Source organism: Bacillus sp. TH22, assembly GCF_016651015.1.
Classification (GTDB): Bacteria; Bacillota; Bacilli; order Bacillales; family Bacillaceae_G; genus Bacillus_A; species Bacillus_A mycoides.
Window position 1 is genome coordinate 3,030,955 of sequence record NZ_JAEKER010000001.1, and the last position, 13,607, is coordinate 3,044,561.

A 13,607-nucleotide genomic window follows, 5' to 3' on the forward strand; every position below is an offset into this window, starting at 1 on the left:
AAATAAAAAAAGAATGGGACTCCCCATTCTTTTTTATTCAACACCAAATAAGGATTTGGCATTCTTTGTTGTTACTTGTGCTACTTCGTCATAAGAAATTCCTTTTAAATTCGCAATTTCTTCTGCTACCAGTTTTACATAACTAGGTTCATTTCGTTTCCCTCGAAATGGGTGGGGTGTTAAATACGGGCAATCTGTCTCTATCAATAATTTTTCTAACGGAATCTCCATAGCAACTTCTTTCGGTTTCTTGGCATTTTTAAATGTTACTGGACCACCTAATGAAATTAAAAAGTTCATATCGACACATCGCTGCGCTACTTCTACACTACCGCTAAAGCAATGCATAATGCCCCCTACTTCAGCTGCATTCTCTTCCTCTAGGATATCAACAATATCTTGAGTTGCATCGCGGTTATGTATAATAATCGGTAATTTCACCTTTTTCGCTAATGCAATTTGTTTACGGAATACTTCCTTCTGTACTTCTTTTGGAGACTTATCCCAGTGATAATCTAATCCCATTTCTCCAATTGCAACTACTTTAGGATGAGCCGCTAATTCTTCTAACCAAGCTAAATGTTCTTCTTTCATATCGATTGCATCAACAGGATGCCATCCAACTGCAGCGTAAATAAAATCATAAGCCTCTGCCAATTCAATTGCTTTCTTTATCGTTACTTCATCAAATCCAACAACAACTGTATATGTAACTCCCGCTTCTTTCATTCTCGCGATAACTTCTTGTAAATCTTCTTCAAATTGCTCTGCATTTAAATGTGAATGTGTATCAAACAACATAATAAATAACTCCTTTTATATTGAAATCAATTCTCTCATAGAAAAACTACACTCTTTCTAACTTAACGATAACAATACTTCAATTTTAATGCAAAAAACGGAATGTAAAAAGAAAAAAGACGCTTCACCAATGTTACACGTGAAACATCTCTTTTCTTGTCTCAATTACTTGATTTTTGTACCATTTGGTAAATTCTGGTCAATTGATGCTAATGACAATACGCCATTCTCTTCACCTGCTAAAATCATACCTTGTGATAATTCACCACGTAATTTTACAGGTTTTAAATTCGTTACACAAATAACCTTTTTACCTTTTAGTTCTTCTGGGGAATAGAATTTAGCAATCCCAGAAACCACTTGGCGCTTCTCTGTACCTAAATCAAGCTGAATTTTTAACAACTTATCTGCTTTTTTCACAGGTTCAGCGGATATTACTTCAGCTACTCGCAATTCTACTTTAAAGAAATCATCAATTGTAATTTCTTCTGCCTTTGGTTCTTCTGTTTTTTTCTCTTCTACTTTAGGAGCAGAACCTTGCATTTGTTCTTTAATATACCCCACTTCTACTTCCATTTCCAAACGAGGGAAGATTGGGTTTCCTTTTTCTACTTTTGTTCCAGCTGGAATACATCCAATTGTAGATAGGCTTTCCCAAGATTTATGCGCCTCTTCAGTAAGTCCAAGTTGAGCAAACATCTTACTTGGTGCTACTGTTAGGAATGGCATAAGCATAATACCTGTTTGACGAAGTACCTCAGCTAAGTGGGCCATTACAGACGCAAGTTTTTCGCGATCATTCTCATCCTTCGCTAATACCCACGGCTGCGTTTCATCAATATATTTGTTCGTACGGCTAACTAATTGCCAAATGGAACTTAGCGCTACAGAGAATTCCATATTCTCCATTGCCTCTTCTACTTTTTTCAATGTATCTTTGGCAAATGTCACTAACGTTTCATCGAACTCAGTTACATTTGCTTTAAATGCAGGGATTTCCCCGTTAAAGTATTTATCAATCATAGCTACTGTACGATTTAATAAGTTACCTAAATCATTCGCTAAATCAAAGTTGATTCGTTCAACAAATCCTTCTGGTGTGAATACTCCATCCGATCCAAATGGAACTTCGCGAAGTAAGTAGTAACGCAATGCATCTAATCCGTAACGATCAATTAATGTAACTGGATCTACTACGTTTCCTTTTGACTTACTCATTTTTCCATCCTTCATTAAAATCCAGCCATGAGCAAAGACTTTCTTCGGAAGTGGTAAATCTAAAGCCATTAAAATAATTGGCCAATAAATTGTGTGGAAACGAACGATTTCTTTCCCAACTAAATGGACATCTGCTGGCCAGAATTTTTTATACTTCTCTTCATTTTCTGTTCCATATCCTAATGCAGTAATGTAATTAGACAACGCATCTACCCATACGTAAATAACGTGTTTTGGGTTACCTGGAACACGAACTCCCCAGTCAAATGAAGTACGAGAAACAGCTAAATCTTCTAATCCTGGTTTAATGAAGTTATTAATCATTTCATTTTTACGGGACTCCGGCTGAATGAAATGTGGGTTATCTTCATAGAACTTTAATAGTCGGTCTACATATTTACCCATTCTAAAGAAATAAGACTCTTCGCGAACAAGTTCTACAGCGTGACCACTATCTGGGCTTTTTCCACCAACTACTTTGTCACCTTCCATAATTGGATCTACTAATTGATGCGCTGTATAGAATGTTTCATCTTGTACAGAATACCAACCTTCATATTCATCAAGATAAATATCGCCTTGATCTACTAGCTGCTTGAAGATTTTCTCAACAACATCTTTATGACGATCTTCAGTTGTACGAATAAAATCATCATAAGAGATATCCATCTTCTCCCAAAGTTCTTTAATCCCTGATACAATGTTATCCACATATGCCTGTGGTGTAACATTTAGTTCTTCTGCTTTCTTTTGGATCTTCTGTCCATGCTCATCAGTTCCTGTTAAATAATGAACATTGTATCCTTGCATACGCTTATATCGTGCCATCGCATCTCCTGCTACCGTCGTATAAGCATGTCCAATGTGTAACTTTCCACTTGGATAATAAATTGGGGTAGTAATATAAAAGGACTTATTTTCCTCTTTCATCGTTTTGGACCTCCCGAATAACCTCATATGTATTTATAAACAGTATATCAAAAACTCATATATAAAGTGAAACTTTAATCCGTGGGGAGGGTTCATCTCCCATGGATTATTAGCCCACACCAATCGGGCTTTTACGAGCAGCCCGACTCCCACTTAACTTCTTTGCTCCGGCTAAATTTTGAAGTGGGAGTCTTACTGCTCGCAAATAGCGGGATAAAAACGAGTTAATGCTCGATATCTTTATCATCTATTACTCATATTCAAAAAAATATACAATATATTTCCCGAAAAGTATAAACATTACAAAAAAATAATACAAACAATTGTAGAAATGACTTACATTCTATCATATATAAGAAGTATAAAAATCTATAAATCTTTTTTAAAAATATAGAATTTAAGAATTGACGGAAATGTAAATGATTGGTATCATATGTCCATAGGGTATTTTGTCGAAAAATGACGAATCAAAAAATAGACTCGAAACTTATAAACTATTTATTTAGGAGGAAAAGAATTATGAAATCTACTGGTATCGTTCGTAAAGTTGATGAATTAGGTCGTGTAGTAATTCCAATCGAATTACGCCGCACTTTAGGTATTGCAGAAAAGGACGCTCTTGAAATCTACGTTGATGAAGAAAAAATCATCTTAAAGAAATATAAACCAAACATGACTTGCCAAGTAACTGGTGAAGTATCTGATGGTAACCTATCTTTAGCTGAAGGTAAAATTATCTTAAGCAAAGAAGGCGCTGAACAAGTCTTAAACGAACTTCAAGATTATATCGAAACAGCAAAGTAAGCTTCTCAATTATGAGAAGCTTATTTTTTATCAACATGATAGATTTGATATACATCACGTTTCGACAAATCTCGGTCTTTAGCGACTGTTTTAATCGCTTCTTTTGAATTCATACCTTTTTCATTTATATAATGTTCAATATGATTATATACTGAAATAACTTCCCACCATTGTTCTTCTTGAGTAGGTTCTTCTGTTGAACCTGCTACTAAAATACAAAACTCACCACGAACTTCATTTTGCTTCGTCCACTCAATCGCCTCTTCAATTGTTCCACGAATAAACTCTTCAAATTTTTTCGTTAGCTCACGACATAATACGATTTCCCTATTTCCTAATACTTCTTGCATAGAGATTAAAGTGTCATCTAAACGATGTGGCGCCTCATAAAACATCATTGTAGTTGGAATATAGCGTAGTTTTTCTAATTCAAGCTTACGTCCCTTTTTATTTCTTTGCAGGAAACCATAGAAATAAAAATGTTTTGTCTCAAGTCCTGATGCAATCAATGCTGTAAGGGCTGCATTTGCTCCAGGAAGCGGGATAACATGATATTGTTCTGCTACAGCCTCTACAACGATATCATAACCAGGATCTGAAATACATGGCATACCAGCATCGCTCACAATGGCTACAGTCTTACCTTCTTCTAACTTATCTAAAATTTTCCGTCCACTTACTCCTTTATTATGCTCATGATAGCTCATAACTGGTGTTTCAATTTCAAAGTAATTACAAAGTTTCTTCGTTTGCCTTGTATCTTCCGCTGCAATAATGTCTGCCTCTTTTAAAATTCGGATTGCACGAAATGTCATATCCTCTAAATTTCCGATTGGAGTCGGTACTAAATATAAAACTCCCTTTTCATTTTGCTGAAAGCTTTTTTGCTGCCACATAGCGTTCTCCTTTTTGCATATATTCTTCTTTTTTTTTCCTCGTTAACTGCTTAAAGTGATACTCAGCTTGCATAGCCGTTCGTTTATCCTCGTGATCCTCTACATATTTTAAAACAACTGGAAGTCTAGCGCGTGTATATCTAGCACCTTTTCCACTATTATGGGTCTGAATCCGTTTTTCTATATGATTCGTGTATCCAGCATAATAACTTCCATCAGAACACTCCACCACATAAAAACAATGCTTATTCTTCTCCATATAAAATTGAACGAAGCTCCTTTGTATATTCATTGTTTTCTTCATATACAAAAAGAGGTGGTAAGATTTTTAAATCTGCATTCCCATCCTTAATTCCTTCAATTAACAATGTATTCGCTTCTTTACCAGCCTTAGGATAAACAAATCGCACACGTTTCGGTTCAATTTTGTATTTACGCATTAATGTGACGATGTCGAGTAAACGACCTGGACGATGTACAAATGCTACTTTCCCACCCTGTTTCACTAGCTGGCTACTTGCGTATACAACATCTTCTAGTGTGCACATAATTTCATGACGAGCTATCGCTAAATGTTCATTCATATTCTTCTCAGAAGTTTGTGGTGTTTGAAAATAAGGAGGATTACATGTTATAACATCATATTGATGACGTCCAAGTTTCTCCGGCATATCTTTCAAATCTCCATGGATTAAATGAATTCTTTCTTCTAAATTATTGTATTGAACGCTTCTTATTCCCATATCATATAAGCGCTCTTGAATTTCTACACCTGTAATTTTCCCTTTTGTCCTTGTACTTAATAAAAGAGGGATAACTGCGTTACCTGTACACAAATCAAGTAAATTACCTTTTTGAATTGGCACCCAAGCAAAATCTGCAAGTAAAACAGCATCCAAAGAAAAATTAAATACTGATGGACTTTGTACAATCTTCATATCTTGCGCTAATAAGTAATCTAAACGCTCATCTTCATATAAATTCATATATTGCTCCCTTTCTTACACTTAACCTACCCTATTTCATCTTCTATTAATGTAAAAATAAATTTCATTCTACTCTCATGTATAAAAAATTACCTTTCCAATTATATTGGAAAGGTAATCTCACTTTTTATTTAAAAATGACAGACAGAATAAACAATCTCCCTCTTTACGTACACTTCCATAATGTAGATTGCAAATATGAAAACCTTCTTGATATAGTCTCGCTAGATTATCGTAGCCTTCACCAATATCTGTCTTCGCCTTCATTTCTTTGCGTTTTTGAGTTTTTTGTTTTTCCTTGTTCTGCACTTCTTCAAAACGATGTCGCAAATTTTCATTTTCCATTTTTATATGTTGGTTTTCTTCCAATAATTCTGCAAGATGTTGTTTTAATTCTCCCAACTGTTTGTATAAATGTCCAATTTGCTCTTCCATACTAGAAACCGATGCAAAAATATCTTTTTTCTCCACAAGCACCCACCTCATTAATCTGTGGTTTGACTCGAAACGACCCCTTTATTCATTAATTCATCTAACGTATATTCTACTATCCGTTCCTTGTCTACTAGTTCCACTTGAATTAATCTTTCTAAAATATTTAATCCGATAACACGGCCAGTACCGTGCGGTGTTTGTATACGTTGATCTAAATCAGGAAGTTGTTCCTTTGCTGCCTCATATTCATCATTCTCATATTTTAAGCAACACATTAAGCGACCACATAAACCAGAGATTTTTGCAGGATTTAATGATAAATTTTGATCCTTTGCCATTTTAATGGATACAGGTTCAAAATCTCCTAAAAAAGTAGAACAACAAAGCATACGACCACATGGACCAATACCACCAAGCATTTTTGCTTCGTCACGAACGCCGATCTGTCTCAGCTCAATTCTTGTCCTAAAAATTGCCGCTAAGTCTTTCACTAGTTCCCGGAAATCAATCCGACCATCCGCAGTAAAGTAAAAAATAATCTTATTACGATCGAACGTATACTCTACATCTACAAGCTTCATATCAAGATTATGTTCTCCTACCTTTTGTTGACAAACTTGATATGCTTCTTTCGCAGCATGCCTATTCTCTTCAACAATGGTACGATCATTTTCATTTGCAATACGAATAACTTTTTTTAGCGGTAATACAACGTCATTTTCATCAACTTGCTTTTTGGTAATAACTACTTTTCCGTACTCAATACCTCTTACCGTTTCTACAATTACAAACTCATTTTCTGAGATATCGAACTGATTTGGATCAAAGTAATATACCTTTCCGGCCTTCTTAAAGCGAACACCTACTACATCATACAAAACGGTCATCCCTCCTGCAACCGCAACACTAACTGTTCGAACACAAGCTGCGCATTTACATTAGCGTTGATTCTATTTTTTGCCTCTAATATATTAAAGAGAGCTGATACAATGCGCTTCTGAGCATAAGAAAAGGATTCAAACATCTCTTTCTGCTCATGAAAAACAAGACGATCTTCTTCTCCAAGTTGAACATATAATAAATCCTTATAAATAAGGAGTAACATATCTAAGCCTTGCTGTAATTGTTCTTTCTCTCCAAAGTGCTTCCCCCATTTTTCTTGTACAAAAAAAATAGAGGCCTTATCTTTTTCGAGCGCTTCACATAATTTTATCACTAAAGCTCTCGCTTGTGCAAACCATTCATCATTACACATTAATAAAGCTTCTTCAAAACTATTTGTAAGCTGCGCAGCAAGTGTAGATAAAGAAACTGTAATACCTTCTTCCTCTAACCTCTTAATTAAAGATTCTGTAGGCAACGGCCTAAACGTAACAACTTGACAACGAGATAAGATTGTATTTAAAATCTGATGACTTTGTTCAGTAAGTAAAATAGCTGTTGTATCACTACTTGGTTCTTCTAAAAACTTTAAAAGCGTATTCGCTGCATTTGCTGTCATACGATCTGCATGCTCAATAATATATACTTTTTTATTTGCTTCTAATCCTGTTTTTGAAAACTCTTCTTGTAAATCATGAATTTGCTGTTTTTTAATAGATAATCCATCTGGTTTTACAATATGTAAGTTTGGGTAGTTACCTGAATCAATTCGGCGACAATTCGTACATACATGACAAGGCTCTACACCATTTCTTTGTGAACAGAGAAAACTTTTTGCCATTTGAATTGCTGTGGCGAACTTCCCAGTCCCTTTCCCTCCCTCTAACAAGTAAGCGTGGGATATACGCTCTTTTGCAATGCTATTCATCAACATTTTGACACCGATGGGCTGTATAGCAGAAAGCTGCTCCCACGTATTTATCATACTGCATACCTCACTTATTTCATTCTTTCCTTCTATTATAACAATTTATCTTCTATAATCTGAACAACTTCTTCTATAAGTTTTTTCATTGGTTGATCAGCATTTACTAATACAATGCGATTAGAGAAACGCTCTACAACTTGTAAATACCCTTCACGCACACGTTTATGGAAAGAGATATCTTCCATATCTAGTCGATTTACTTCACGTCCTGCATCTTTTCCAATTCGTGCTAAACCTACCTCTGGCTCAATATCTAAATAGATTGTTAAACTAGGCATACAATCTTCCGTTGCGAAACGATTAATTTCAAATACTTTATCCATACCTAAGCCTCTTGCATATCCTTGATATGCTAAAGAGCTATCTATAAAACGATCACATAGTACAAGATAGTTTTCCTCAAGTGCTGGCATAACTTTTTCCACTAAATGTTGTCTACGTGCAGCAGCATATAAGAGCGCCTCTGTACGTGCTTCCATCATCGTATACTCTTGTTTATGTAAAATTGTTCTAATATCTTCAGAAATTGCAATACCACCCGGTTCTCTGGTCGCCATTACCTTTTGTTCCTTTTGCTCAAAATATGGTAATAAACTTTTAATTAATGTTGTTTTACCCGAACCTTCTGGCCCTTCAATTGTTACAAATAATCCCTTCATCCTAAAACCTACTTTCTATATCATACACGTTCATATATTTCGTACTACCTTGAAAACGAGCCCCTGTTTTCTCTAAATGAGTAATTTGCTTTGTATGTTCTTGAGTAATTCTCTCTCCATACATGATCAATGGAATTCCAGGTGGATACGGAATCACCATTTCTGCAGCTATCATACCAACGGCTTCTTCTATAGACACTAACTTCGTTTCGTATCTCTCTAATTGTTTATACGTATACGGTAAAGGGGAAATCTCCCCTTTATAAGTATAACGAATTGATGCTGGCTTGTCTTTTACCTTATATTGCTGCATAGCTAATCGAATGATCTCTATAGCTTTCATATACCCCTCATTTACTTGTAACGGTAATATAAATAGGACGTTATATGGATCTGCCATTTCCGTATATATACCGACTTTTTCAAATACAGACTGTAATTCATACCCCGATAACTGACAGCGAGTTTCCACCGTAACTTTTAATTCATCTTGCGATGGATATTGCAAAATGGCTATTTGTGGGATAGATCGCAATCCTTCTTTAAATCGGCGTAAAAACTCAACGATTTCATCATGACCCTCTTCCTTTATAACTGCTATTGCAAAACGTGCTATATCAAGAGAAGCCATAATTGGATACGATGGGCTACTAGATTGTAGCATACTTAAATAGGAGGAAACTTTTTCTTCGCTCACCAAACGGCTATTTATATGTAAATAAGATCCCATTGTCATCGCAGGTAATGTTTTATGTGCGGAATGAACCACAATATCCGCACCATAAACTAATGCTGACTTCGGGAAGGGGTCCCCTATACAAAAATGTGCCCCATGGGCTTCATCTACTAGAACAGGAATTTTATGTGCATGTGCGTAAGCGATACTTGCCTCTAAATCAATTCCCATACCATAGTAATTAGGATGTGTTAAAATAAGTGCTTTTGCATTTGGATACTTTGTAATTGCCTCCTTAATAATTTCATCATGAACACCTACTGGTACGTTATGTACTTCATCAATCCATGGATTTAAAAAGACCGGATTAGCCCCTGCTAATTTCAAACCATTAATGATCGATTTATGACAATTTCTTTGTACGAGGACAATATCATGTTCGCCGCAGCAAGACAAAATCATTGCTAAATTTCCAACTGTTGAACCATTAATTAAAAAATAACTTTTGTGCACGCCATATACTTCAGCTAATAATTGCTGTGCTTCATCTATACATTGAAACGGGCTATGTAAATCATCTAATCCTGTTAACTCTGTTACATCAATTGATAATATGTCCTTAAACCCCCCTGAAGCTTTCTGAGGGAAGTTTAAACCATTCTTATGACCCGGAACATGAAAAGATAGTAGTCGCCTTTCTTTAAATTCCATTAGCGCCTCATATAAAGGCATACGATTTTGATTCATATATATCTCTTCCTTATTATTCATTCTGTATCTATTATACAGATATTAGGGCAAAAAAAATAATAGGCATAATGCCTATTTAAAAATATGATACTTCCAATTTTCGCAGTTGTTTTAAATAATGTATATACTTCGGGTCATTTGTCTCAGTATTCACCAGATTTCTTTCGCACTCGTAACATATTAAATTATTATATACATATATTCCTTCCCCTCTTTTTGTCTCACAAACGATGCAAATTTCACTTGGTAATTTCATAATCTTTCCTCCCTTTTTAAATAAACATATTATATACCTCTATTCCTTAACAAATTTCTGAAAAATATACATCAACTTCTTATATAATATGATTTATTCTTGGGCAACGTGTTTGTATTACTTATGTATTCCCTTTACTTCTTTCATGTACTGTTTAAAAACAAAAAAACACAAGTCAAAAGACTTGTGTTTTTATCTTGCTTGGCGACGTCCTACTCTCACAGGGACAAGGTCCCAACTACCATCGGCGCTAGAGAGCTTAACTTCCGTGTTCGGTATGGGAACGGGTGTGACCTCTCTGCCATCATCACCAAACTATGAAGGTATATTCCTTCAAAACTAGATAACATTCGCTTCATATTATATGGTTAAGTCCTCGATCTATTAGTATTCGTCAGCTCCACATGTCACCATGCTTCCACCTCGAACCTATCAACCTGATCATCTTTCAGGGATCTTACTAGCTTACGCTATGGGAAATCTCATCTTGAGGGGGGCTTCATGCTTAGATGCTTTCAGCACTTATCCCTTCCGCACATAGCTACCCAGCTATGCCCTTGGCAGAACAACTGGTACACCAGCGGTGCGTCCATCCCGGTCCTCTCGTACTAAGGACAGCTCCTCTCAAATTTCCTGCGCCCACGACGGATAGGGACCGAACTGTCTCACGACGTTCTGAACCCAGCTCGCGTACCGCTTTAATGGGCGAACAGCCCAACCCTTGGGACCGACTACAGCCCCAGGATGCGATGAGCCGACATCGAGGTGCCAAACCTCCCCGTCGATGTGGACTCTTGGGGGAGATAAGCCTGTTATCCCCGGGGTAGCTTTTATCCGTTGAGCGATGGCCCTTCCATGCGGAACCACCGGATCACTAAGCCCGACTTTCGTCCCTGCTCGACTTGTAGGTCTCGCAGTCAAGCTCCCTTATGCCTTTGCACTCTACGAATGATTTCCAACCATTCTGAGGGAACCTTTGGGCGCCTCCGTTACACTTTAGGAGGCGACCGCCCCAGTCAAACTGCCCACCTGACACTGTCTCCCGGGTCGATAAGACCCGTAGGTTAGAATTTCAATACAGTCAGGGCGGTATCCCACCGGCTGCCTCCACCGAAGCTAGCGCTCCGGTTTCAATGGCTCCCGCCTATCCTGTACAAACTGTACCAAAATTCAATATCAGGCTACAGTAAAGCTCCACGGGGTCTTTCCGTCCTGTCGCGGGTAACCTGCATCTTCACAGGTACTATAATTTCACCGAGTCTCTGGTTGAGACAGTGCCCAAATCGTTACACCTTTCGTGCGGGTCGGAACTTACCCGACAAGGAATTTCGCTACCTTAGGACCGTTATAGTTACGGCCGCCGTTTACTGGGGCTTCAGTTCAGAGCTTCGCTTACGCTAACCCCTCTCCTTAACCTTCCGAGCACCGGGCAGGTGTCAGCCCCTATACTTCGCCTTACGGCTTCGCAGAGACCTGTGTTTTTGCTAAACAGTCGCTTGGGCCTATTCACTGCGGCTTTCCGTTAAGAAAGCACCCCTTCTCCCGAAGTTACGGGGTCATTTTGCCGAGTTCCTTAACCAGAGTTCTCTCGCACACCTTAGGATTCTCTCCTCGCCTACCTGTGTCGGTTTGCGGTACAGGCACCTTTTATCTCGCTAGAAGCTTTTCTTGGCAGCGGGGAATCAAAGACTTCGCTCCATAAGGAGCTTCCCCATCACAGCTCAGCCTTCACGATAAGCGGATTTGCCTACTTATCAGCCTAACTGCTTGGACGTGCACAACCAATCGCACGCTTCTTCTATCCTTCTGCGTCCCTCCATTGCTCAAACGATAAAGAGGTGGTACAGGAATATCAACCTGTTGTCCATCGCCTACGCCTGTCGGCCTCGGCTTAGGTCCTGACTAACCCTGAGCGGACGAGCCTTCCTCAGGAAACCTTAGGCATTCGGTGGACGGGATTCTCACCCGTCTTTCGCTACTCATACCGGCATTCTCACTTCTAAGCGCTCCACCAGTCCTTCCGGTCTGACTTCACTGCACTTAGAACGCTCCCCTACCACTGATACCATTGGTATCAATTCGCAGCTTCGGTGGTGTATTTAGCCCCGGTACATTTTCGGCGCAGAGTCACTCGACTAGTGAGCTATTACGCACTCTTTAAATGGTGGCTGCTTCTGAGCCAACATCCTAGTTGTCTAAGCAACTCCACATCCTTTTCCACTTAATACACACTTTGGGACCTTAGTCAGCGATCTGGGCTGTTTCCCTCTTGACTACGGATCTTATCACTCGCAGTCTGACTCCTAAGGATAAGTCATTGGCATTCGGAGTTTGACTGAATTCGGTAATCCGATGAGGACCCCTAGTTCAATCAGTGCTCTACCTCCAAGACTCTTACACTTAAGGCTAGCCCTAAAGCTATTTCGGGGAGAACCAGACTATCTCCAGGTTCGATTGGAATTTCTCCGCTACCCACACCTCATCCCCGCACTTTTCAACGTGCGTGGGTTCGGGCCTCCATTCAGTGTTACCTGAACTTCACCCTGGACATGGGTAGATCACCTGGTTTCGGGTCTACGACCACGTACTAAACGCCCTATTCAGACTCGCTTTCGCTGCGGCTCCGCCTCTTCAGCTTAACCTCGCACGGGATCGTAACTCGCCGGTTCATTCTACAAAAGGCACGCCATCACCCATTAACGGGCTCTGACTATTTGTAGGCACACGGTTTCAGGATCTCTTTCACTCCCCTTCCGGGGTGCTTTTCACCTTTCCCTCACGGTACTGGTTCACTATCGATCACTAGGGAGTATTTAGCCTTGGGAGATGGTCCTCCCAGATTCCGACGGAATTTCACGTGTTCCGCCGTACTCAGGATACATTCAAGAGAGAACGAAGTTTCGACTACGGGGTTATTACCCTCTGTGACGGACCTTTCCAGGTCGCTTCGTCTACCTCGTTCCTTTGTAACTCCGTATAGAATGTCCTACAACCCCAAGAGGCAAGCCTCTTGGTTTGGGCTAGATTCCGTTTCGCTCGCCGCTACTCAGGAAATCGCATTTGCTTTCTCTTCCTCCAGGTACTTAGATGTTTCAGTTCCCTGGGTCTGTCTTCCATACCCTATGTATTCAGGTAAGGATACCATACCATTACGTATAGTGGGTTTCCCCATTCGGAAATCTTCGGATCAAAGCTTACTTACAGCTCCCCGAAGCATATCGGCGTTAGTCCCGTCCTTCATCGACTCCTAGTGTCAAGGCATCCACCGTGCGCCCTTTCTAACTTAACCAAACTAAAATTAAAAAATATGAGCTACACTGTTATCT

The 13,607-nt window shown here is 38.8% G+C and carries 12 protein-coding genes and 2 rRNA genes; 1 reads left to right on the forward strand and 13 read right to left on the reverse strand.

Going from position 1 to position 13,607, the window contains the following annotated elements; translation table 11 throughout:
* Window positions 1–33: 33 nt before the first annotated feature.
* Entirely contained in the window at window positions 34–801 is a 768-nt protein-coding gene (locus JFU18_RS15400; RefSeq protein ID WP_085308555.1) for a TatD family hydrolase, read from the reverse strand.
* Window positions 802–966: 165 nt separating this feature from the next.
* The gene (gene metG, locus JFU18_RS15405) at window positions 967–2,976 is read right to left on the reverse strand and encodes a methionine--tRNA ligase (RefSeq protein ID WP_085308552.1); all 2,010 of its coding nucleotides are present in this window, start codon (window positions 2,974–2,976) and stop codon (window positions 967–969) included.
* Window positions 2,977–3,468: 492 nt separating this feature from the next.
* Here metG and JFU18_RS15410 point away from each other — a divergent pair, with 492 nt between their 5' ends.
* Window positions 3,469–3,753 (forward strand): transition state genes transcriptional regulator AbrB, encoded by a 285-nt coding sequence (locus JFU18_RS15410; RefSeq protein ID WP_002063374.1) that lies wholly within the window; start codon window positions 3,469–3,471, stop codon window positions 3,751–3,753.
* Between the two features lie 20 nt (window positions 3,754–3,773).
* Here the strand turns inward: JFU18_RS15410 and rsmI are convergent, their stop codons facing one another.
* From rsmI to JFU18_RS15465, 11 genes are all read right to left on the reverse strand, one after another.
* A complete protein-coding gene (gene rsmI, locus JFU18_RS15415) occupies window positions 3,774–4,649 on the reverse strand; it encodes a 16S rRNA (cytidine(1402)-2'-O)-methyltransferase (RefSeq protein WP_002138891.1) in 876 nt (291 codons plus the stop codon).
* On the reverse strand, window positions 4,618–4,908 hold the full coding sequence (locus JFU18_RS15420) for a GIY-YIG nuclease family protein (RefSeq protein ID WP_002130207.1): 291 nt from the start codon (window positions 4,906–4,908) through the stop codon (window positions 4,618–4,620). Before JFU18_RS15420 ends, rsmI begins: the two co-directional genes overlap by 32 nt.
* Window positions 4,895–5,635: a tRNA1(Val) (adenine(37)-N6)-methyltransferase gene (locus JFU18_RS15425; protein WP_201032239.1), complete on the reverse strand. Its 741-nt coding sequence runs from the start codon at window positions 5,633–5,635 to the stop codon at window positions 4,895–4,897. The genes JFU18_RS15420 and JFU18_RS15425 overlap by 14 nt, the downstream gene beginning before the upstream one ends.
* Window positions 5,636–5,755: 120 nt before the next feature.
* Entirely contained in the window at window positions 5,756–6,106 is a 351-nt protein-coding gene (gene yabA, locus JFU18_RS15430; protein WP_002009639.1) for a DNA replication initiation control protein YabA, read from the reverse strand.
* Window positions 6,107–6,120: 14 nt separating this feature from the next.
* The gene (locus tag JFU18_RS15435) at window positions 6,121–6,948 is read right to left on the reverse strand and encodes a PSP1 domain-containing protein (protein WP_002009637.1); all 828 of its coding nucleotides are present in this window, start codon (window positions 6,946–6,948) and stop codon (window positions 6,121–6,123) included.
* A gap of 5 nt (window positions 6,949–6,953) precedes the next feature.
* Complete coding sequence (holB, locus tag JFU18_RS15440; RefSeq protein ID WP_002009636.1) at window positions 6,954–7,937, reverse strand: DNA polymerase III subunit delta'; 984 nt, start codon at window positions 7,935–7,937, stop codon at window positions 6,954–6,956.
* Window positions 7,938–7,972: 35 nt separating this feature from the next.
* On the reverse strand, window positions 7,973–8,599 hold the full coding sequence (gene tmk / locus JFU18_RS15445) for a dTMP kinase (protein ID WP_002009634.1): 627 nt from the start codon (window positions 8,597–8,599) through the stop codon (window positions 7,973–7,975).
* Between the two features lies 1 nt (window position 8,600).
* Entirely contained in the window at window positions 8,601–10,022 is a 1,422-nt protein-coding gene (locus JFU18_RS15450; protein ID WP_201032238.1) for an aminotransferase class I/II-fold pyridoxal phosphate-dependent enzyme, read from the reverse strand.
* A gap of 79 nt (window positions 10,023–10,101) precedes the next feature.
* Window positions 10,102–10,281 (reverse strand): sigma factor G inhibitor Gin, encoded by a 180-nt coding sequence (locus JFU18_RS15455; RefSeq protein WP_002091596.1) that lies wholly within the window; start codon window positions 10,279–10,281, stop codon window positions 10,102–10,104.
* Between the two features lie 199 nt (window positions 10,282–10,480).
* Window positions 10,481–10,596, reverse strand: a 5S ribosomal RNA gene (gene rrf, locus JFU18_RS15460).
* A 49-nt stretch (window positions 10,597–10,645) separates the two neighbouring features.
* Window positions 10,646–13,570 (reverse strand): 23S ribosomal RNA (locus tag JFU18_RS15465).
* Window positions 13,571–13,607 lie beyond the last annotated feature (37 nt).